Source organism: Microbacterium sp. Leaf161, from assembly GCF_001423645.1.
Taxonomy (GTDB): Bacteria; Actinomycetota; Actinomycetes; order Actinomycetales; family Microbacteriaceae; genus Microbacterium; species Microbacterium forte.
This window is the reverse complement of sequence record NZ_LMOW01000002.1, coordinates 16,163-36,582: the sequence shown is the minus strand read 5'-3', so window position 1 is coordinate 36,582 and position 20,420 is coordinate 16,163. Positions and strand designations below refer to the sequence as shown.

Genomic DNA, 20,420 nt, shown 5'->3' with positions numbered 1-20,420 from the left:
CACCCCTCGCACACGATCAGCGTGCGGTGCTCAGCTGATCGAGATGCCGATCGCCGTCGCGATCACGGCGAGCAGCGGCAGAGTGCCCTGCATCGCGGCCGCCCGCAGCTTGGTGCGGTCGGAGAGCACGAGCACCAGTGCTGCGGCGAGCATCATCCCCGTGCCGGCGAAGACCAGAGTCAGCCCGATCGTCGTGAGGCCGATGATCACGAACCCGACGCCGAGCAGCGCGGTCAGCGCCAGGAACAGGTTGTAGAAGCCCTGATTGAAGGCGAGGGCCTTCATCGTGACGGCGTCGGCCTCGCTGGCGACGCCGAAGATCCTCCTCGTCTCGGGTTCGGTCCACTTGAGCGATTCGAGCGCGAAGATGAAGACGTGGAAGGCGGCAGCGGCCGCGGCGAGGACGAGTCCGACGATGAGCATGACTCGATGGTATCGACCCTCGCGTGCCGTCAGATCAGGAAGATCGGCAGCAGCCCGGGGTTGTGCGCGTGCACGAGCACGGCGAAGACGACAGCGTCGAACAGCAGATGCACGGTCACGACATAGGCGAGCGAGTGCGTCCGCATGAAGATGAACCCCTGCAGAAGCGCGAACGGGATCGTGAGCAGCGGACCCCACTCGCGGTAGCCGAGCTCCCACAGGAAGGAGACGAACACGATCATCTGCAGCACGTTGGCGAGGGCATCGGGAAAGTGTCTGCGCAGCAGTGCGAACACGGTGCAGATGAAGAACAGCTCGTCCCAGATGCCGACTGCGCCGACGCCGACGAACAGCCGCGCGATGAGCTCGGGCGAGTCGACGACCGGCCAGTTCTGATAGACCCCGCTCGTGATGAAGTAGAAGGGCAGGATCAGCCAGCCGAGCACCAGGACCGCCACCAGCCAGCCCCATTGCAGGCGCCCCCATCGCCGGTGTGCACGCCAGGGGAAACCGATCGCCCGATCTCGGAAGACGAAGCGCGAGACGACGTACGGCACGGCGACCGCGCCTCCGAGCGCCAGCGTGAAGCGCAGCATCGCCGGGTTGTCGAGCTCCGCCGCCAGCGGGATGACGCTCACGATGAGCATTCCGAGCGCGATCAAAGAGAGGTCCCGGGTGAGCGAAGGCCGACGACTCACGCCGATCACGCGAGCGCTCTCAGGCCGCGCGCCGACGGTCGCCGTCTGATCCGGGGACGAGGGCACACGCCGTTCGACCAGCCAGGCGGCGCCGACGCCGAGCGCGAGCAGCGCCCAGCCGAGCCAGGCGATCTGCACGACGAAGAACGCCGGTGCCGCAAGGCACACGAGCAGCGCAGGTGCGACGGCGGGCCAGGTGGTCGACGTGCGCTGGATGTCGATCACGCGCGCGGCTTCCGCCGATATACGAGATCGCGGATGTCGCGTCCCTTGGCGATCCCCTTGCGCTCGAAAGCCGTCATGACTCGTCCGTCGAACCGCTCCGCCCAGTCACCGTCGAAAGCGCGCTCGAACAGCGGCTCGTCGTCGAGCACGTCGCGCATCTGGAGGGCGTAGTCCTCCCAGTCGGTCGCCAGGCGGAGGAGACCTCCGTCGCGAAGCGCGCGGGCGGCGGTGTCACCGAACCCCTGGCGGACGAGCCGGCGTTTGGTGTGCTTCTTCTTGTGCCACGGGTCGGGGAAGAAGATCCAGACCTCCGCTGCGGCTTCTTCGGGCAGGTAAGACGAGAGCACCTCCGGCGCATTCGCCTCGACCACACGCACGTTGCGTGCGCCCTCGCGGTCGGCATCGAGCATCGTCCTCGCCAGCCCGGCGCGAAAGACCTCGACGGCGAGGAAGTCGTCATCGGGGCGCGACGACGCCGCAGCGACGATGGCGTGCCCCTGGCCGGATCCGATCTCGACGTACAGATCGGCCGTCCGCCCGTATTCGACGGTCGGGTCGAGCCTCGCTTCAGGGTGCACCGAGGTCCACGCGACATCACGAGGGACGTCCAGGAGGTAGTGCGGTCCGAGCTCTTCGAACGCGCGTTCCTGCGCGTCGGACATCCGGCCGCTGCGGCGCACGAAGGAGACCGGTTCGTCGCGGAAGGTTCCGGGTTCGGGCATGCTTCCAGGGTAGTCGGCGGCGATCGACGCCACAGACCGCGGATCAGGGCGCGGGCGCAGTGACGAAGTCGATCAGCTCTTCGACCCGGCCGAGGAGCGCGGGCTCGAGATCGCGATACGTGTGCACCTTCGACAGGATGTGCTGCCAGGCCCGACCGGTGTCGCCCTGCGTCTCGTATGGCCAGCCGAACGCACGACAGATCCCGGTCTTCCAGTCCGTCCCCCGGGGGATCTCCGGCCACTTCGCGATTCCGAGAGCCCGCGGGGTGACGCACTGCCAGACGTCGACGAACGGATGGCCGACGATGCGTACGTGTTTTCCATGCGGTCCGCGCGCGACCGCATCGGCGACGCGCGACTCCTTCGACCCCGGCACGAGATGGTCGACGAGCACCCCGTAGCGCCGGGAGGCGGTCGGCGGCTCGGCGGCGAGCAGCTCATCGAGCAGATCGACTCCCTGCAGGAACTCGACGACCACGCCCTCGACCCGCAGATCTGCGCCCCACACCTTCTCGACGAGCTCGGCGTCGTGCTTGCCCTCCACCAGGATGCGGCTGGGCAGTGCGACCCTGGCTCGCTGGTCGGCGGCCACGAAGGATCCGGATGCCGTGCGCCGGAGTCCCTGCTCCTTCGCTGCGGGGACGGTGAGGCGCACAGGCGATCCGTCGATCAGGAACCCGCCGCCCAGGGGGAAGAGTCGCTTGCGCCCGACTCGGTCTTCGAGCTCGACGTTGCCGCCCTGCACCCGCGTGACCGCTCCGCAGAATCCGTCCTGTGCGACCTCGACGACGAGATCGAGCTCGGCGGCAACCTGAGGAACCGGCTTCGCTGCGCGCTCCCGCCAGCCGGCCGCGAGCACATCAGATCCATACCTGTCGTCCATGCCATCCAGCGTATGTGTCTCCGCTGAGGGCGAACGGCTATCCCCGCTCGGAAGCTGTCGCGTGTCGGTCTCAGTGCATAGACTCGTGCCATGGGGCTCGGCTGCCGGTCGGAGGGAACACGATGAAGACACGGTGGCTCGCGCTGGCCGCGCTGACCGCGGCAGCGGCCGCAGGGGCGTTCTCCGCCTCGGCCGCGTCTGCGACCGATCCGGTCACTCTCGACTCGGGGTACGTGACCGACGACGCCGACGTCCTCAGCGCGAGCGAAGAGGATGCTGTCGAGGCGCGACTCCAGACGCTCAGCGACAACTCCTCTTCCGACCTCTTCGTCGTCCTCGTCGACGACTTCACCTCGCCGTCCGACAACGTCGCCTGGGCCGACACCGTCGCAGAGAGCAACAACCTCGGCTCCGAGCAGAATCTTCTCGCCATCGCGGTGGATGGACGCAGCTACTACATCTCGGCCGCCCCCGACGGTCCGCTCAGCGACAGCAAGCTCGACGATGTCGAAGACAAGATCCAGGGCCTGGCCGCACAGGAGGACTGGGAGGGCATGATCGTCCTCGCTGCCGACGAGATCGAGGGTGACGGCGGGGCGGGCGCTCTGCGAGCCACCCTGATCGTGGTCGCTGTCATCGCACTCGGCCTCGTCGTGTGGCTCGTCATCGCGCTCGTACGCCGCTCGCGGAGGAACGCCGAGATCCGCAGGCGCGGGGCCATGCCGGAGAAGCCCGATCCGAACGATCCGTTCTCGACTCTGACCGACGAGCAGGTGCAGACGCAGGCAGGTGCTGCCCTCGTGCAGGCCGACGATGCGATCACCTCGAGCCGGGAAGAGCTCGGCTTCGCCGTCGCACAGTTCGGCGAAGCGGCCACCTCGGCGTTCACCGGCGCAGTCGAGACCGCCAAGGCCAAGATGTCGGAGGCCTTCGATCTCAAGCAGAAGCTCGACGACGAGATCGAGGACACCGTCCACGATCGTCGCGCGTGGCACATCCGCATCATCCAGATCTGTGACGAGATCGACGATGTTCTCGACGAGAACACCGAGGCGTTCGACGCCCTTCGCAAGCTCGAGCAGAATGCACCGCAGGAGCTCGAGCGAGTGAAGGGTGAGAGGGCAGCGCTCCAGCCTCTCCTCGACGGCGCGGCTGCTGCTCTCTCGGCCCTCGCCGACACCTACGACTCGACGGCTCTGTCGACCGTCGCAGACAACCCGGCGCAGGCCCAGGAGCGCGCGCTGCTCGCAGACCGTTCGATCGAAGCCGCAGCACAGGCGATCGCCGCGGGAAGGTCGGGCGAGGCCGCCTTCGCGATCCGCACGGCCGAGCAGTCCGTCGCACAGGCGGCTCAGCTGGTTCAGGCGATCACCGCGCTCGGCTCCGAGCTGACGGACATCGAAGCGCAGGCGCAGGCCCTGGTGACCGAGCTGCAGGCAGACGTCGCCGCCGCGCAGCAGCTGCCAGACCCTGACGGAGCGATCGCCTCGGTCGCCACGGCGACCGTCCGCCAGCTGCAGCTGGCCCAGACCGGCCTCGCCGGAGCCTCACGCGACCCCCGGCGGGTGCTCGACGCCCTCACTGCCGCGAACACGCAGATCGATGCCGCGATCGCCCAGGGCACACAAGCGGCGGAGCGTACCCGCCGAGCGCAGCAGATGCTCGAGCAGACGCTGACCCAGGCCGGCTCCGAGATCCGCGCGACCCGTGACTACATCGAGACGCGCCGCGGCACGGTCGGGTCGACCGCACGCACCCGGCTGTCGCAGGCCGAGGCCTCCCTCACCCAGGCACTGAACCTGCGCGCGACCGACCCCGTGGCGGCGCTCACCGAAGCCGGTCGCTCGCTCGATCTCGTCCGTCAGGCCACGTCGTCCGCGCAGGCCGACGTCGAGGCGATGAATCCGAGCCGGTACCAGAACGACAGCTGGGGCGGCGGAGGCGGCAGCATCTTCGGCGGATCCGGTTCCGGCGGCTCCGGCCTCGGCGGCGACATCCTCGGCGGCATCATCGGCGGTCTGCTCTCCGGTGGTGGGGGCGGCGGTGGCTCCTCCCGCAGCAGCAGCTGGCGCTCCAGCGGAGGCGGCGGTTTCCGCAGCTCCGGTTTCGGCGGAGGCGGCGGCAGCCGCTCCAGTGGCCGCAGCGGCCGTTCGGGAGGGCGACGCTTCTGAACCGCACACACATCGACCCCAGACATCGAGTCCGACCCTCTGAAAGGAACCACGCATGACCAAGCAGTCCATCTTCGGACGTATCTCGACCCTCGTCCGCGCGAACATCAACTCCCTCCTGGACTCTGCGGAAGACCCGCAGAAGATGATCGACCAGCTGGTTCGCGACTACACGAACAGCATCGCCGATGCGGAGTCGGCCATCGCAGAGACCATCGGCAACCTGCGCCTGCTCGAGCGCGACCACGAAGAAGACGTCCAGGCGGCCACCGAGTGGGGCAACAAGGCCCTCGCCGCCAGCCGCAAGGCCGACGAGATGCGCACCAAGGGCGACGCGGCCGACGCCGACAAGTTCGACAACCTCGCGAAGATCGCTCTTCAGCGTCAGATCAGCGCCGAGCGCGAGGCGACCGGGGCCGAGCCCCAGATCGCGGCACAGACCGAGATCGTCGACAAGCTCAAGTCCGGCCTCAACGGCATGAAGGACAAGCTCGGCGAGCTCAAGAACAAGCGCAGCGAGCTGCTCGCCCGCGCGAAGGTCGCCGAGGCGCAGACGAAGGTCCAGGACGCGGTCTCGTCGATCAACGTCCTCGACCCCACCAGCGAGCTGGGCCGTTTCGAAGACAAGGTCCGCCGCCAGGAGGCCCTTGCCCAGGGCAAGATCGAACTCGCGGCCTCCAGCCTCGACGCGCAGTTCGAGAGCCTCGAAGACCTCGGTGAGCTCACTGAGGTCGAGGCTCGTCTCGCCGAGCTGAAGGCGGGCGGCTCCGCCCCTCGTCAGGCCATCGAAGGCTCCTGATACACCTGCGGGTGCCTCGGATCCTCGTGTCCGAGGCACCCGCTCCTCTTCACAGCTGGAGGCACCCATGGTGCGTTTCCTCGTCGTCCCGCAATGGCAGGGCTCCCCTGCCCCGCGCGCGATGCTCCTCGTCGACGGCGCCTCGGCGATCGCCGGCGACCTTCCGCGCGCAGCCACCACCGTGCTCGATGTGCCGGTGGAGGCGGGTGAGTCCCTGGGCACGGGCGTTCGACGCCTCAGCGCGCTTCTTCGCACCAGAGAACTCGTCGAGGCGAGCATGACGGCCGACACGGTGATCATCGGCGGCGACTGCAGCGTGACGGTCGCCGCCCTGGCGGCTCTTCCCGGCGGCACCGATGACCTCGCAGTCGTGTGGTGCGACGCGCATGCCGATATGCACACGCCCGACACCTCCCCCTCCGGCGCGTTCTCGGGCATGGCGCTCCGAGCCGTGCTGGGCGAGGGAGAACCTCAGCTCACGCTCGCGCCCGGAATCGCACGCGATCGAGTGGTCACGGTGGGCATGCGCAATCTCGACGATGCCGAGGTCACTGCTCTCGACGGACTCACGCAGCTCTCCGTCGAAGATCTCGACTCGCCTGATGCCCTGGCCGACGCGGTCGAGGCGACCGGCGCACGCCGCGTATGGGTGCACATCGACGTCGACGTGCTCGACCCCGCCGAGATCGCCGGCGTCTCCTCCCCTGCCCCGTTCGGGCTCGCGCCTGCGGCCCTCAGCGCAGCGATCCGCGCGCTGCGATCACGTGTGCCGCTGGCCGGCGCGACCATCGCCGGATTCGCCCCCCGGTCGCCCGCCGATGCGGTCGACGACCTGGGAGCGCTGCTCCGCCTCGTCGGTGCGGTCGCATGACGGCTGACTGGCGGCCCGCTGCCGAGCTCGCCTTGGCGCGCGGTCGACGACTCGACCGGAGAATCCCCTCGTTCCTCCTCCGCTCGCCGGTCAGCCGGATCGGATACTGGTGGGGCACGGCCGTCGGCTGGATCTGGGGCTCACTGTGGAGCACGGGCCCCGTGGAACGACGAGCAGGCCTCTGGGTGTTCCGAGGGATGCCGAACTGGACGTTCAATCGCGGCGGGGTCTGCGTGGGCGGCTGCTTCCTCACCGGTGACGCCCGACCCAGCGACGCGATGCTGCGCCACGAGGCGGTGCACAAAGCACAGTGGCTGCGCTATGGATTCCTGCTTCCGGTGCTCTATCTCTTCGCAGGCCGGGATCCCCTGCACAACCGCTTCGAGATCGAAGCGGGGCTCGAAGACGGCAACTACGTCCGCCGCAGCCGCCCTCAGCCGTAGACGGGCAGCCGTAGACGGGCAGAGCCCTGATCCGTAGAGGGCAGAGCTCTCAGCTGCACACAGGCAGAGCCCTCAGCCGTAGACGGGCGGAGCCCTCAGTCGTAGACGGGCAGAGCCCTCAGCCGTAGACGGGCAGAGCCCTCAGCCGTAGACGGGCGGAGCCCTCAGCGGTCGACGGGAAGAAGTCCGAACCGTTCGGGGGCGTAGATCTGAGCGGGCTGGATGTCGAGGGTGCCGGTCAGGTGCTCGACGATGTCGGCCGTGCCGAGGTAGCCGCCGAGAAGGGTGATGTGGGTCTCGAGCTCGTCGTCGCAGAGCATCTCGTCAGCCCAGGCGCAGGTTGCTCGCGCGAGCGCCTGTCCGGGCGCGCAGGCCCGTCCGGTTCCGGGTGCTCCCGATCGCTGGGCTCGAGCGAGCCAGGTGACGGTCATGCGTCCGGGAGCGTCGATCACGCCGATGTCCGATGCGTCGGCGACCTCGATGAAGATCCGGCCCGATGCGCACAGCGGCAGAGTCGTGAGGAAGACCTCGAGTTCGGCGAGCGAATGCTCGTCGGCGGTCACCAGGTGGTGAGCGCGACGACGTGCGGCGCGGCGCTCGGCACGCGTGCTGCGGGTCTCGAGGAAGGTCTCCATGATGCATCCATCATACAGGACGCGAAGGGTTGCCTAACCTTGCTCAGTTACTTCTTCCACGAGCGCCGCCCGAAGAGCCTCGAGCTCCTGATCCGTCATGCCGTTCGCACGGAGATAGCCGGCGGCCGAGCCCCACCGCTCGTCGACCTGCTCGAGCAGCGCCCTCATTACGGGCGCAGGCGACTGCGTGGCCAACGCGACCGCGTGCACCGCCTGCGGATGCTGCGACCTCAGGTACGCGGCGATGCGATGCGACCGCTCGGCCGGCAGCAGCGACTCCGTGAGTGCATAGTCCTCGATGATCGCCTCTCGGTCGGCGCCCACCGCGGCGAGCGCCAGGGCCACCGTCACCCCGGTGCGATCCTTGCCCACCGTGCAGTGGACCAGGGTCGGCTCGCCCGCGGCGATGATACGGATGGCGGCGACGAGCCGCTCTCCGCTCTCCTCGAGGAGATGAAGATAGAGGTCTTCCAGGCTCGTATCGGTCTCGAAGAACGAACGCACGGATCCGAGGAAGAGTGGAAGGTGGGTGGTGTCCGGCCCTTCGATCTCGGTCGGCTCCGCGGCGACCTCTTCGCCGTCGCGGAGGTCGACGATGTGCGCGACACGACGACGAACCTCGTTCACGCCCGCCGTGGTGGCGGCGGAGAGCTGGCCCGACCGCAGCAGCATCCCCGAACGGATCCGCCCGCCGTCTGCGGGCAGTCCGCCGACGTCGCGGAAGTTGTTGACGCCGTCGATGTCGAGGACGCTCATGCCTGCGCCTGTGGGGCGCGGGGCGGGACGGGGTATCGTCCGGCGATGACGACCCGGTTGAAGGCGTTGATCGAGACGCACGCCCAGCTCAGTGCCGCGTACTCCTTCTCGGTGAAGACTCCTCCGACGCGGTCGTAGACCTCGTCGGAGATGCCCTCTTCGGAGATGAACGTGAAAGCCTCCGCGAGCTCGAGCGCGGCCTCCTCCCGGTCGCTGAAGACGTCGCTCTCACGCCAGGTCGCGATCTGCATCAGCGTGTCCGTGTCGAGGCCGGCCTTGAGGGCCCTGTCGACGTGCAGGCGCGTGCAGTAGCTGCATCCGTTCAGCTGCGAGGAGTGGATCATCACGATCTCCTTGAGCCGATCGTCGATGCCGTTCGCTGCACAGATGTCACCGACCGTACGGGCGAAGGCGTCGAGGGCCTGATAGGCCGCTGGCTCGGTCTTGGAGAGGTGCACTCGCGTCTCGCTCATGCCTCAATGATATTCCGTTGCGCAATCGTCCCGGCGAGTCGCTTTCCACCCAGGCAAATGCAGAATGACAGCAGTCGTCCGCATCCAGCTTGCGCTATGACAGGCTCAACCGCAACCTGTGTTGACACATTGCTCCTGCATTTCCACACTGCCCCGAGAACAGAGCAGAATATGCAGGTGGCGATCGACACCAGCGAGTTCAGCTATCTTCCCGCACAGGCGCAGGCGATGGGGGTCCCCGTGCCATCCGTCCGACGCGTGACGCTGCCCCTCCCCGACGGCCGTCACGTCAGCGCTCTGCAGTACGGCGAAGAGACGCCCCGTGTCACGCTGCTGCACGGCGCGGGCCTCAACGCGCACACGTGGGACACGACGGTGCTCGCCCTTCAGCAGCCGGTGCTCGCGATCGACCTCGCCGGACACGGCGATTCATCATGGCGCAGCGACGTCGACTACACCCCTCGCACGCTCGCGATCGACGTCGCGGCAGCACTCGACGCCTGGACCGACGGAGCGCAGCTGGTCGTGGGCCAGTCGCTCGGCGGCCTCACCGGCGCCGCCCTCGCTGCAGCCCGCCCCGACCTCGTGTCCGAGCTGATCGTCGTCGACATCACCCCTGGCATCGACACCTCTGCCGGACCAGCCGCCCTGCGCGAGTTCTACGCAGGGCCCACCGATTTCGAGACGCGCGACGAGCTCGTCGACCGCGCGATCTCCTTCGGGTTCGGGGGCGCCCGCTCCGACACCGAGCGTGGGGTGTTCCTCAACACCCGCGTTCGCGACGACGGCCGCGTCGAGTGGAAGCACCATTTCGCGCATCTCGCCGCTCAGACACTGGCAGCCCACGGCCCCGGAGACGACTCGGCGCCGTCACTGCTCCACACGACCGGATGGCAGGATCTGTCGAAGACGACGGCCCCGGTGACGCTCGTCCGCGCCATCGACGGCTTCGTGAGCGAGGCGGATGCGAAGGAGTTCGGCGAGCGCCTGCCCCACGCCCGCGTCACCGCCGTCCACGCCACGCACAACGTCCAGGAGACCGCACCCGCCGAGCTGGCGTCGCTGATCTCCTCATCCCTCGCTTCTCGCGGAATGTGACGTTCCGTTCCACATTCCGCCCTCACCGCCCCGACACATCCCTAGGCTCGATCCAACGGCACACAGCAACTGCCGCACCGAGAGGAAACAACCCATGTTCCGACGTACGCGACGACTCGCGCTGATCTCCGCGATCGCGGCGAGCGCCATCGTCCTCACTGCCTGCGCAGGTGCCGCAGAGCCCGAGACCACCGAACCGGTCGGAGAGCCTGATCCGGACGCGACGCTGCAGGTCGGCCTCGTCCTCGAGCCCACCAACCTCGACATCCGTCACACCAGCGGCGCAGCGCTGGAGCAGATCCTGATCGACAACATCTACGAGGGTCTCATCAGCCGCACGCAGGAGAACGAGATCGTGCCGCGACTCGCCTCCGACTACGAGGTCTCCGAAGACGGACTCACCTACACGTTCACGCTGAACGAGGGCATCACCTTCCACAGCGGAACCGCACTCACCTCCGCCGATGTGGTCGCCTCCTACGAGGCTGTGCGCACGGACGCGACGCTGCAGGGCAATGCCGAGTTCGCCTCAGTGGCCTCGATCACCGCACCGGACCCGACCACGGTGCAGATCGTGCTGACGGCGCCGAACCAGAACTTCCTGTTCTCGCTGACCGGTCCTGCCGGTCTCGTGTTCCAGACCGGCGATACGACCGATCTCAAGACGGCCGAGAACGGCACGGGTCCCTTCACCCTCACGCGGTGGAACAAGGGCAGCGCCATCACGTTCGCCCGCAACGAGGCCTACTGGGGCGAGCCTGCGGGCGTCGCCGAGGTCGAGTTCCAGTACATCCCTGACTTCACGGCCGGGGTGAACGCTGCTCTCGATGGCGGCGTCCAGGTGCTCACAGCGGTGGATCCGAATCTCGCCCCGCAGCTCGAGGAGTCCGGCGACTTCACTCTGACGACCGGCCGCACCACCGACAAGGCGACGCTCGCGTTCAACAACGCCAAGGCGCCCCTCGACGACGTCCGGGTGCGCGAAGCGCTGCGTCTCGCGATCGACCACGAGGCTCTCGTCGAGGCCGTCGGCGCGGGGTCGACCCTCTACGGACCCATTCCCGAACTGGACCCCGGTTACGAAGACCTCTCCGACGTCGTCTCCTACGACCCGGAGAAGGCCAAGGAGCTGCTCGCCGAGGCTGGGCAGGAAGACCTCGAGCTCACCCTGACGATCCCGAACTTCTATGGAACGACGGTTCCGAAGGTTCTCATCTCCGATTTCCAGAAGGTCGGAGTCACCCTCGACGTCGACTCGGTCGAGTTCCCGGCCTGGCTGGAGGACGTCTACACCAACCACGACTACGACCTGAGCTTCGTGCTGCACGTCGAGCCGCGCGACTTCGGCAACTTCGCGAATCCCGAGTACTACTTCGGCTACGACAACGCCGAGGTGCAGAGCCTCTACACCGAGGCGCTGGCCGAGGTCGACCCCGACAAGTCCGCGGACCTGCTCGCCGAGGCGGCGCGGATCGTCTCCGAGGACCACGCGGCGGATTGGCTGTACAACGGCGCGACGATCACGGCCGTGAGCCCGCTGGTGACCGGGTTCCCCGAGGACTCGATCAACTCGCGCATCAACCTGGCCGGCGTCACCGTGGCCACCGAGAAGTGATGACGCGCACTTCGTGATCCGCTACGCGCTCGTCCGAGGAGCCCTGCTCATCGCAGGGCTCCTCGTGTCGAGTGCGGTGATCTTCCTCACCTTGCGCGTCTTCCCCGGCGACGTCGCGCAGCTGATCGCCGGCACCCAGGCCTCCCCCGCCGAGGTCGAGGCGCTCCGAGAGGCGCTGGGCCTCAACCGTCCCCTCCCCGCGCAATACGCCGAGTGGATCGGGGGCCTCTTCCGCGGTGATCTCGGCACGTCTCTGCTCTCCGGTGCATCGGTCGGCGAGGAGCTGCTCGAGAAGGCGCAGGTCACGGTTCCCCTCGGCATCCTCGCCCTCCTGATCGCCGTGCTCATCGCGGTGCCGTTCGGCATCCTGTCGGCCGTGCGGCGCGGCGGCCGCGGAGGCACCGCCCTCAGCGTCGGCGCACAGGCCCTCGCCGCCGTGCCGGTCGTCTGGGCGGGGATGATGCTCATCGTCGTCTTCTCGGTCTGGCTCGGCTGGCTTCCGCCGCAGGGGTTTCCCCGCACGGGGTGGAGCACGCCGTGGAAGGCGATCGAGTCGCTCCTCCTGCCCGCTCTCACGATCGGCATCGTCGAGGGGGCGATGCTCATGCGGTTCGTCCGCAGCGCCACCCTGCAGGCGGCGGGCCAGGACTTCGTCCGCACGGCGGCAGCCAAGGGTCTCACCCGCACCCGCGCTCTCATCTCGCACGGCATCCCCGCAGTGGGCCTGTCGATCATCACCGTGCTGGGACTCCAGATCGCCGGGATCATCGTCGGGTCTGTCGTCATCGAACAGCTCTTCACACTTCCCGGGATCGGACGGATGCTGGTGGCGGACGTCGGCACCCGAGACCTCATCAAGGTGCAGAGCGAACTCCTCGTCCTCACCGGATTCGTGCTCGTGGTCGGATTCCTCGTCGACTTGATCCATCGCGCGATCGATCCGCGCCAGAGGGAGGCCTGATGCCCGGCTGGCTTCCGAGACTGGCGCGATCCGCCACAGGTCGATTCGGCTTGATCGTCGTCGCCGTCGTCGCGCTCACCGCACTCGTCTCGCTGTTCTGGACGCCGTTCGATCCCCAGGAGTCCGACCTGCGCGCTCGCTGGTCGGTCCCGAGCTGGCCCCATCTGCTCGGCACCGACGACACGGGCCGTGACATCCTCAGCCTGCTCATGGCAGGTGCTCGCACGACGGTCTTCGTCAGCATCGGCGCCGGCGTCATCGCGACCTTGGTCGGCATCTCCCTGGCCGCGCTCGGAGCGCTCACCGCCCGCTGGCTGCGAGAGACGGTGGCAGTGCTCGTCGACATCCTGATCGCCTTCCCCGTGCTGCTGATCGCCATGATGATCTCGTCGGTCTGGGGCGGCTCGCTGTGGGTGGTGATCTGGTCGGTCGGCATCGGCTTCGGCGTCAACATCGCCCGCGTCACGAGGCCCGAGCTGCGCCGCGTGCAGCAGAGCGACTTCGTCCTCGCCGCTCGGGCGTCCGGCCTCACGACCGGACAGAGCCTCGCTCGCCACCTCCTTCCGAACGTCGCCCCCGTGTTCATCGTGCAGCTCTCGTGGTCGATGGCGGTCGCGGTGCTCGCCGAGGCCGGCCTGTCGTACCTCGGTTTCGGCGCCTCGGTCACGGAGCCGAGCTGGGGCCTCCTGCTCGCCGACCTGCAGCGATACATCGGCGTGCATCCGCTCTCGGTCATCTGGCCGGGCCTCGCGATCACGATCACCGTGCTGGCGCTCAACCTCCTCGGTGACGGCCTGCGCGAGGCCACCGACCCCACGCTGCGTCACCGCGCGGCCGAGATCCACACACCGGCGGTGATCGCATGACCCTCGAGGTGACGGACCTCGTCGTCCGCATCGACGGACGCCCCGTCGTCGACGGCATCTCATTCGAGGTGCCGGACGGATCCCGTCTCGGCCTGATCGGCGAGTCCGGCTCGGGCAAGTCGCTCACGGCCCTCGCGGTGCTCGGTCTGCTCCCCGAGGGTGCGGTCGCGAGCGGCAGCATCCGCTGGAACGGCACAGAGCTGATCGGACTCCCTGACCGCGAGCTCGCGAGACTGCGCGGAGACGAGATCGGGATCGTGTTCCAGGAGCCCCGCACCGCCCTGAACCCGATCCGCACCATCGGCAGGCAGATCGCCGAGTCGATCCGCATCCACGAGGGCATCGGTCGGCGAGAAGCCCGCGAGCGTGCGATCCAGGAGGCCGCACGCGTGCGGCTGCCCGACCCCGCATCGATCGTCGACCGCTTTCCGCATCAGCTGTCCGGCGGTCAGCGGCAGCGTGTCGCGATCGCGATCGCGCTCGCGTGCCGGCCACGCCTGCTCATCGCCGATGAGCCGACGACCGCTCTCGACGTCACCATCCAGGCCGAGATCCTGTCGCTGCTGCTGAACCTCGTCGAGGAACAGGGCATGTCCCTCATGTTCATCACCCACGACCTGGCGGTGCTCGCACAGGTCGCGACTCAGGGCGTCGTGCTCGAAGAAGGTCGGGTCGTCGAGGCTGCACCCGTGAGCACGCTCCTCACCGCTCCGGCGTCGCCGATCACGCAGGAGCTCCTCCGCGACGCCACCGCGACGCTCTGGCGTCCTGAGGGAGGCGCGCGATGAGTCTCATCGAGGCGCGGTCGCTGCGGCGCGACTTCGTGATCCCCAAGCGTTCGACGTTCGAGCGCACCCGGCTGCAGACCGCGCTGGCACCGACCGATCTCGACATCGTCGAGGGGTCGTCCGTCGGCATCATCGGCGAGTCCGGATCGGGCAAGTCCACCCTCGTCAGGCTGCTTCTCGGTCTCGACCGCCCGACGTCCGGCACCGTCGCGGTCGACGGGAGAACGGTGGATGCCACGGCATCCGCGCGGTCCCTGCACTGGCTGCGCCGTCAGACCGGTCTCGTGTTCCAAGACCCCTACGCATCGCTGGACCCGAGGATGACCGCGGCGCAGATCGTCCGCGAGCCGCTGTGGGCGCTCGGCATCGACGAAGATCACCGAGCCAGGGTGCGCGAAGTGCTCGAGCAGGTGGGTCTGGAGCCCGAGATGGGCGATCGATACCCGCACGAATTCTCCGGAGGGCAGCGGCAGCGCATCGCGTTGGCGAGGGCCATCGTCCACCGGCCGCGCATCCTCGTCGGCGACGAGCCGCTGTCGGCGCTCGATGTGACCGTCCGCGCTCAGATCCTCGAGCTCCTGATCGAGCTGCGACGCACCGCAGACCTCACGCTCGTCCTGGTGTCCCATGACATCGGCGTGGTGCAGAACCTCTGCGACACCGTGATCGTGATGAAGGACGGGAGCGTCGTCGAGCGAGGAACCACCGCAGACGTGCTGCTGCGTCCGACGCAGGACTACACGAAGACGCTGCTCGCGGCGATCCCGGTGATCCCCGCTCCTCCGGCGTGAGCGCGGCTCTCAGCGACCGGAGCCCGTGCTGAAGAACTTCCGTCGACGGCTCGGGCGCAGGGCGCGTCGCATGTAGACGGTGCCGAGGTCGCGGCCGAACTTGTGTCCGACTCGACCCATGCGCCCGGCTTCGACGAATCCGAGCTTCGCGTGCAGACGAATCGACGCGTCTGCCTTGGTGTCGCTGATCACGGCCACCATCTCGCGGATGCCGAGCTGCTCGCATGCGTCGATGAGCGCCTGCAGCAGTGCGACTCCGAGTCCTTTGCCGCCGGCCCCCGGTCCGAGGTAGATCGAGTCCTCGACGGTGTACCGATAGGCGTTCTTGCCCGCCCACGGCTGCGCCAGCGCATACCCGATCACGACTCCCGCCGGCGAGACCGCCACCAGGAAGGGCAGGCCCAGCTTGCTCAGCAGCGCGAACTTCTCCCGCCAATAGGGGATGCTGCTGCGCCGTTCATCGAGGGTGACGACCGAGTTGCTGACGAAATGGTTGTAGATCTCGCGCACGTACGGCAGATCGCCTGACCGTGCGGGGCGGATCGCGTACGAGAACACCTCGGGTTCCGGCTGCGGGCGCAGATGGCGCGGCAGCACACGGCGGCGATCACCGGGCTCGAACTGCATGCGATCAGCTTAGAGGGGGCTCGCCGCCGATGCGCCAGTCGACCGGGCTCGCACCGAGCCCTTCGAGCAGCTCGTTCGCCCGGGAGAACGGGCGGGAGCCGAAGAACCCCCGACGGGCGGACAGCGGCGACGGATGCGCTGACACGATCACAGGGGTGTCGCCGAGCAGCGGCTGGAGGTTCGCGGCGTCCTTTCCCCAGAGGATCGCGACGAGCGGCTGGTCACGAGCGACGAGAGCGCGGATCGCGAGCTCGGTGACCTGCTCCCACCCCCAGCGGCGATGGGATCCGGCCTCGCCAGGACGCACCGTCAGCACGCGGTTCAGCAGCAGCACCCCCTGGTCGCTCCACGCGGTCAGGTCCCCGTGCGGCGCCGGAGGGATGCCGAGGTCGCTCTCGAGCTCGGCGTAGATGTTGCCGAGACTGCGCGGCAGGGGGCGCACGTCTCGGTCGACCGCGAAAGACAGGCCGATCGGATGCCCGGGAGTCGGATAGGGGTCCTGACCGGTGATGAGCACCTTGACGTCCGAGAGCGGGCGTTCGAACGCACGGAGCACATGATCCCCTGCGGGAAGATAGCCCCGCCCCGCAGCCTGCTCGTCGCGCAGTCGCTCGCCGAGAGCGGTGATCGTCTGCTGAGCCGGCGCCAGTGCGTCGGCCCACCCCGGATCGATGAGACCGTCGTCGGCGAGCTCGGCAAGAGTTCGCGCAGTCATCGTTCAGTCGATCGGTCGCACGCGCAGCGGTCCGCGGGCGAGCAGATGATTCGCGGACTGCGCGACGGGTCGCATCGTGATGAGGTCGAGGTTCACGTGGCCGGGAGCATCCAGCGCGTAGGCGATCACGTCGGCGACGTCTTCCGCCTGCAGCGGCGCCTCGACGCCCGAGTACACGGCCTCCGCGGCGACCGAGTCGCCGCCCAGCCGGTTGAGCGTGAACTCCTCGGTGTGCACCATGCCGGGGGCGATCTCGGCGACTCGGATCGGCTCGCCGTTCAGCTCGAGTCGGAGCGCGTGCACCAGCATCGCCTGCGCGGCCTTGGCCGCGTTGTAGCCGCCTCCGCCGGGGTAGGCCACCTGTGCGGCCGTCGACGTCACGAACACGGTGTCGGCGTGCCCGTCCGCCGCGGCCGCCCGCCTCAGCAGGGGCAGGAGACCGGCGACCAGTCGCTGGCTCGAGAGCACGTTGGCGTCGTACATCCACTGCCAGTCGTCGATCGAGGCGTTCTCGACGCGGTCCGTCCCCCGTGCTCCGCCGGCGACCTGCACGAGCGCATGCACGGGCCCCGAGGCCTCGAGCTCCGTGACCAGCGCTGCCACGGCATCCGGGTCGGTCAGGTCGCACGCGATCGTCGAGGCACCCGTCTCCGCCGAGAGCGCCGCCAACCGGGACGCACGTCGTGCGACTCCGACGACTCCCCAGCCGCGCGCGCGCAGCGCACGCACCGTGGCCTGTCCGATACCCGAGCTCGCACCTGTCACGACTGCACGCCTGTTCACCATGCCTCCACCGTACGATGTTCCGGCCACTATCTCGCCTCGCGCACCGCCACGTCGCGCTTTCGGGCCGACGATGCGGTCGTCTCGGGCGATCTCGCCCCGCTTGTGAGCACCACCGCGACACCGATCCCGCACAGGATGAACCCTCCGACCGTGACGACCGTCATCGGCTCTCCCAGCAGGATGCTGCCGGCGAGTGACGTCGCCGGGGCGATCAGGAAGAGCAGAGCCTGCAACGCCGTGATCCCCACCCGCCGCAGCAACCACCAGTACAGGCCGTAGGCGGCGAGTGTCGGGAACACCGCGGTGAGCGCGACGGCGAGCCAGAACGAGGCCGACGCCGGCGGGAGCAGGGTTCCGGTCACCACCGCGATGACGAGCAGCAGCACCGCGGTCACCGTCACATGGATGGTCAGGGTGAGGAGCACGCCGCTCTTCACCGCCGACTTCCGCTGCAGCAGGGTGCCGATGATGAGGCAGACCATCGCCACGGCCGGCAGCAGATACGCCATCGCAGGCGCCTCGGAGGACCCGAACTGAGAGCGCACCACGAGGAGCACGCCGACCGCTCCGATCACGAGCCCTGCCCATTGCGCACCTCGCACTCGCAGACCGAGCACTGGTCCGACGAGGACGGCCACGACGAGTGGCTGCACCGCGTCGATCAGCGCCACCGTGCCTGTGGCGATGCCGGCCGCCACGGCGCCGTAGACCGCGACACAGTATCCGAACTGCGCGAAGAGTCCGATCGTGGCCTGCGTGCGCACGTCGCGAATGTTCAGCCCCTTCGCTGCGCCCGAGAGACGGAGCACGGCGAGGAGAAGGACGGCCAGCGGCACGAACCGCCACACGAGGAGCGTGAGCGGCGACACGTCCACCGTGGCGTACGCAGGAATGATGAATCCCGAACTCCAGGTCACGATGAAGGCCACGGCGGCGGCGACAGTGACCACCGAACGAAGTATACCGATCTGTTTACTCATGTGTTGACTATACAGACTGGTATAGTCAAATTCATGACGCAGCCCGTTCCCGAGCTCGCCCCGCTCACCCCCGGAGGGCAGCGCGTTCTCGACGCCGCCTCGCGGCTCTTCTACGAACGCGGCATCCATGCGGTCGGAGTGGACACGATCGCCGAGGTGGCCGGAGTCACGAAGAAGACGCTCTACGACCGCTTCGGATCGAAGGAGGCGCTCGTCGTCTCCTACCTCCAGCACCGCGACGCTCGGTGGCGCGACCACGTGGCCGCCCACCTCTCCCGCGTTCCCGAGCCCGGCCCTGATCGTGTGCTCGCGATCTTCGACGCCGCCATCACCTGGTCCGACGAGAACAGCCCGAAGGGATGCAGCGCGATCAACGCGCGCGCGGAGATCGGAGACGGCAACGACGACCACCCTGTGTTCCCCGAGGTGTCACGTCAGAAGGCCTGGCTGCTCGACGTGTTCGAGGAACTCTGCGCCGAAGCGGGAATGCCCGATCCCCGTGCGATGGCGCAGGCGATGATGCTGCTGTACGAGGGTGCGATCGTGACGGTCGGGATGACGACGTTCGCCGAACCGTTCGTGATCGCGCGCACGTGGGCGGGGCGACTGCTCGGTCAGGCCTGATCCCCGGCTCGTCGGCCCGCGGGTTCAGCCCGACTTCATTACGTCACATTTCCCACCCGCTGTTGACAGCCTCCGATATTCCGTACTGTCGCACCAACGACATCAGTCGAACCGACCTTCCAACAGTTCCAGGGGGAACACATGTCCGCACCCGAGACCTGGCGTTTCGAGACGAAGCAGATCCACTCCGGAGCTGCTCCCGACCCGGTGACCAAGGCCCGCGCAACGCCCATCTACCAGACCACGTCCTACGTGTTCGACAGTGCCGACCACGCGGCGAACCTGTTCGCTCTGGCCGAGTTCGGCAACATCTACACCCGCATCCAGAACCCGACCCAGGACGTCCTGGAGCAGCGCCTCGCGGCACTCGAGGGGGGCACCGGCGCCCTCGTCCTCGCCAGCGGTCAGGCTGCATCGACGTTCGCCGTGCTCAACATCGCCGAGGCCGGCGACCACATCGTGTCATCGAGCTCGATCTACGGCGGCACCTACAACCTGTTCAAGTACACGCTCGCGAAGCTCGGCATCGAGGTCACGTTCGTCGAGAACCAGGACGACCCCGAGGAGTGGCGCCGCGCCATCCGCCCGAACACCAAGCTGTTCTTCGCGGAGACCATCGGCAACCCGCAGATCAACATCCTCGACATCCGCACCGTCGCAGACGTGGCGCACGAGGGCGGCGTGCCGCTGATCGTGGACAACACGATCGCTACCCCGTACCTGATCCGCCCGTTCGAGCACGGCGCCGACATCGTCGTGCACTCCGTGACGAAGTTCCTCGGCGGCCACGGCACCACCATCGGCGGCGCGATCATCGACGGCGGCACCTTCGAGTGGTCGAAGAACGTCGAGAAGTTCCCCGGGCTCACCGTGCCCGACCCCTCGTACCACGGCGCCAGCTACACCGCTGCCGTCGGCGACCCGCTCGCCTACATCATCAAGGCCCGCGTGCAGCTGCTCCGTGACCTCGGCTCGGCCATCGCACCGCAGAGCGCCTGGAACCTCATCCAGGGCATCGAGACCCTCTCGCTGCGCATCGAGCGCCACGTGCAGAACGCCCAGGAGATCGCCGAGTGGCTCGACGGCCGCGACGATGTCGCGTCGGTCAACTACTCGGGCCTGCCCTCCTCACCCTGGTACGCCAAGGCGAACCACTACGCCCCCAAGGGCGTCGGAGCGGTGCTGTCCTTCGAGCTCAAGGGCGGCGTCGAGGCCGGTCGCGAGTTCGTGAACAGCCTGTCGCTCTTCAGCCACCTCGCGAACATCGGCGACGTGCGCTCGCTCGTGATCCACCCGGCGTCGACCACGCACGCACAGCTCACTCCCGAGCAGCAGCTCACCGCCGGCGTCACGCCCGGCCTCGTGCGTCTGTCGGTCGGCATCGAGAACATCGACGACCTCAAGGCAGACCTCGACGAGGCGCTCGGCGCGGCTCGCCGTGTGTCGGAGGCCGCTCGGGCCTGACCGTCC

At 68.2% G+C, this 20,420-nt stretch carries 23 protein-coding genes; 12 read left to right on the top strand and 11 right to left on the bottom strand.

Going from position 1 to position 20,420, the window contains the following annotated elements; translation table 11 throughout:
- Positions 1 to 30: 30 nt before the first annotated feature.
- Genes ASF87_RS12880 through ASF87_RS12865 form a run of 4 tightly spaced genes read right to left on the bottom strand, consistent with a single transcriptional unit; the run spans position 31 to position 2,951 of the window.
- Complete coding sequence (locus tag ASF87_RS12880) at positions 31 to 423, bottom strand: DUF1304 domain-containing protein (protein ID WP_056376531.1); 393 nt, start codon at positions 421 to 423, stop codon at positions 31 to 33.
- 29 nt (positions 424 to 452) lie between these two features.
- A complete protein-coding gene (locus ASF87_RS12875) occupies positions 453 to 1,346 on the bottom strand; it encodes a CPBP family intramembrane glutamic endopeptidase (RefSeq protein WP_056376530.1) in 894 nt (297 codons plus the stop codon).
- Complete coding sequence (trmB, locus tag ASF87_RS12870; protein WP_056376996.1) at positions 1,343 to 2,068, bottom strand: tRNA (guanosine(46)-N7)-methyltransferase TrmB; 726 nt, start codon at positions 2,066 to 2,068, stop codon at positions 1,343 to 1,345. Before trmB ends, ASF87_RS12875 begins: the two co-directional genes overlap by 4 nt.
- A 43-nt stretch (positions 2,069 to 2,111) precedes the next feature.
- On the bottom strand, positions 2,112 to 2,951 hold the full coding sequence (locus ASF87_RS12865) for a DUF3097 domain-containing protein (protein ID WP_042541882.1): 840 nt from the start codon (positions 2,949 to 2,951) through the stop codon (positions 2,112 to 2,114).
- Between the two features lie 122 nt (positions 2,952 to 3,073).
- Between ASF87_RS12865 and ASF87_RS12860 the strand changes: the two genes are divergently transcribed.
- The 4 genes from ASF87_RS12860 (at position 3,074) to ASF87_RS12845 (ending at position 7,235) form a co-directional block, all read left to right on the top strand.
- Positions 3,074 to 5,122 (top strand): TPM domain-containing protein, encoded by a 2,049-nt coding sequence (locus ASF87_RS12860; protein ID WP_056376529.1) that lies wholly within the window; start codon positions 3,074 to 3,076, stop codon positions 5,120 to 5,122.
- A gap of 55 nt (positions 5,123 to 5,177) precedes the next feature.
- Positions 5,178 to 5,921, top strand: coding sequence for a PspA/IM30 family protein (locus ASF87_RS12855; RefSeq protein WP_042541884.1), 744 nt, complete (start codon positions 5,178 to 5,180; stop codon positions 5,919 to 5,921).
- Positions 5,922 to 5,988: 67 nt separating this feature from the next.
- Positions 5,989 to 6,792, top strand: coding sequence for an arginase family protein (locus tag ASF87_RS12850; RefSeq protein WP_056376528.1), 804 nt, complete (start codon positions 5,989 to 5,991; stop codon positions 6,790 to 6,792).
- Positions 6,789 to 7,235 (top strand): hypothetical protein, encoded by a 447-nt coding sequence (locus ASF87_RS12845; RefSeq protein WP_042541886.1) that lies wholly within the window; start codon positions 6,789 to 6,791, stop codon positions 7,233 to 7,235. Before ASF87_RS12850 ends, ASF87_RS12845 begins: the two co-directional genes overlap by 4 nt.
- Positions 7,236 to 7,399: 164 nt before the next feature.
- Here ASF87_RS12845 and ASF87_RS12840 read toward each other — a convergent pair whose 3' ends face one another.
- The 3 genes from ASF87_RS12840 to ASF87_RS12830 are packed head-to-tail and all read right to left on the bottom strand — an operon-like array spanning position 7,400 to position 9,099.
- A complete protein-coding gene (locus tag ASF87_RS12840; protein ID WP_042541887.1) occupies positions 7,400 to 7,870 on the bottom strand; it encodes an SIP domain-containing protein in 471 nt (156 codons plus the stop codon).
- Between the two features lie 33 nt (positions 7,871 to 7,903).
- On the bottom strand, positions 7,904 to 8,626 hold the full coding sequence (locus ASF87_RS12835) for a tyrosine-protein phosphatase (RefSeq protein WP_056376527.1): 723 nt from the start codon (positions 8,624 to 8,626) through the stop codon (positions 7,904 to 7,906).
- Positions 8,623 to 9,099, bottom strand: coding sequence for a carboxymuconolactone decarboxylase family protein (locus ASF87_RS12830; RefSeq protein ID WP_056376526.1), 477 nt, complete (start codon positions 9,097 to 9,099; stop codon positions 8,623 to 8,625). The genes ASF87_RS12835 and ASF87_RS12830 overlap by 4 nt, the downstream gene beginning before the upstream one ends.
- Before the next feature lie 171 nt (positions 9,100 to 9,270).
- Between ASF87_RS12830 and ASF87_RS12825 the strand changes: the two genes are divergently transcribed.
- The 6 genes from ASF87_RS12825 (at position 9,271) to ASF87_RS12800 (ending at position 15,218) form a co-directional block, all read left to right on the top strand.
- On the top strand, positions 9,271 to 10,197 hold the full coding sequence (locus ASF87_RS12825; RefSeq protein WP_056376525.1) for an alpha/beta fold hydrolase: 927 nt from the start codon (positions 9,271 to 9,273) through the stop codon (positions 10,195 to 10,197).
- 94 nt (positions 10,198 to 10,291) lie between these two features.
- Positions 10,292 to 11,812: an ABC transporter substrate-binding protein gene (locus ASF87_RS12820; RefSeq protein ID WP_056376524.1), complete on the top strand. Its 1,521-nt coding sequence runs from the start codon at positions 10,292 to 10,294 to the stop codon at positions 11,810 to 11,812.
- A gap of 13 nt (positions 11,813 to 11,825) precedes the next feature.
- On the top strand, positions 11,826 to 12,773 hold the full coding sequence (locus ASF87_RS12815; RefSeq protein WP_056376523.1) for an ABC transporter permease: 948 nt from the start codon (positions 11,826 to 11,828) through the stop codon (positions 12,771 to 12,773).
- The gene (locus tag ASF87_RS12810; protein WP_056376522.1) at positions 12,773 to 13,639 is read left to right on the top strand and encodes an ABC transporter permease; all 867 of its coding nucleotides are present in this window, start codon (positions 12,773 to 12,775) and stop codon (positions 13,637 to 13,639) included. Before ASF87_RS12815 ends, ASF87_RS12810 begins: the two co-directional genes overlap by 1 nt.
- Complete coding sequence (locus tag ASF87_RS12805; protein ID WP_056376521.1) at positions 13,636 to 14,427, top strand: ATP-binding cassette domain-containing protein; 792 nt, start codon at positions 13,636 to 13,638, stop codon at positions 14,425 to 14,427. Before ASF87_RS12810 ends, ASF87_RS12805 begins: the two co-directional genes overlap by 4 nt.
- Positions 14,424 to 15,218 (top strand): ABC transporter ATP-binding protein, encoded by a 795-nt coding sequence (locus ASF87_RS12800; protein WP_082508911.1) that lies wholly within the window; start codon positions 14,424 to 14,426, stop codon positions 15,216 to 15,218. Before ASF87_RS12805 ends, ASF87_RS12800 begins: the two co-directional genes overlap by 4 nt.
- A gap of 9 nt (positions 15,219 to 15,227) precedes the next feature.
- Here the strand turns inward: ASF87_RS12800 and ASF87_RS12795 are convergent, their stop codons facing one another.
- From ASF87_RS12795 to ASF87_RS12780, 4 genes are read right to left on the bottom strand one after another with little or no spacing between them, the layout of a single operon-like run.
- Positions 15,228 to 15,845, bottom strand: coding sequence for a GNAT family N-acetyltransferase (locus ASF87_RS12795; protein WP_056376520.1), 618 nt, complete (start codon positions 15,843 to 15,845; stop codon positions 15,228 to 15,230).
- A 4-nt stretch (positions 15,846 to 15,849) separates the two neighbouring features.
- Positions 15,850 to 16,560 (bottom strand): uracil-DNA glycosylase, encoded by a 711-nt coding sequence (locus ASF87_RS12790; protein ID WP_056376519.1) that lies wholly within the window; start codon positions 16,558 to 16,560, stop codon positions 15,850 to 15,852.
- A 3-nt stretch (positions 16,561 to 16,563) separates the two neighbouring features.
- Complete coding sequence (locus ASF87_RS12785; RefSeq protein ID WP_042541897.1) at positions 16,564 to 17,346, bottom strand: SDR family oxidoreductase; 783 nt, start codon at positions 17,344 to 17,346, stop codon at positions 16,564 to 16,566.
- 26 nt (positions 17,347 to 17,372) lie between these two features.
- Positions 17,373 to 18,326, bottom strand: coding sequence for a DMT family transporter (locus ASF87_RS12780; protein ID WP_056376518.1), 954 nt, complete (start codon positions 18,324 to 18,326; stop codon positions 17,373 to 17,375).
- 33 nt (positions 18,327 to 18,359) lie between these two features.
- On the opposite strand from ASF87_RS12780, the gene ASF87_RS12775 reads away from it, so the two are divergent.
- Positions 18,360 to 18,950 carry a TetR/AcrR family transcriptional regulator gene (locus ASF87_RS12775; protein WP_056376517.1) on the top strand — a complete coding sequence of 197 codons (591 nt, stop codon included), beginning with the start codon at positions 18,360 to 18,362 and terminating at the stop codon, positions 18,948 to 18,950.
- A gap of 141 nt (positions 18,951 to 19,091) precedes the next feature.
- On the top strand, positions 19,092 to 20,414 hold the full coding sequence (locus tag ASF87_RS12770; protein WP_042541900.1) for a bifunctional o-acetylhomoserine/o-acetylserine sulfhydrylase: 1,323 nt from the start codon (positions 19,092 to 19,094) through the stop codon (positions 20,412 to 20,414).
- Positions 20,415 to 20,420 lie beyond the last annotated feature (6 nt).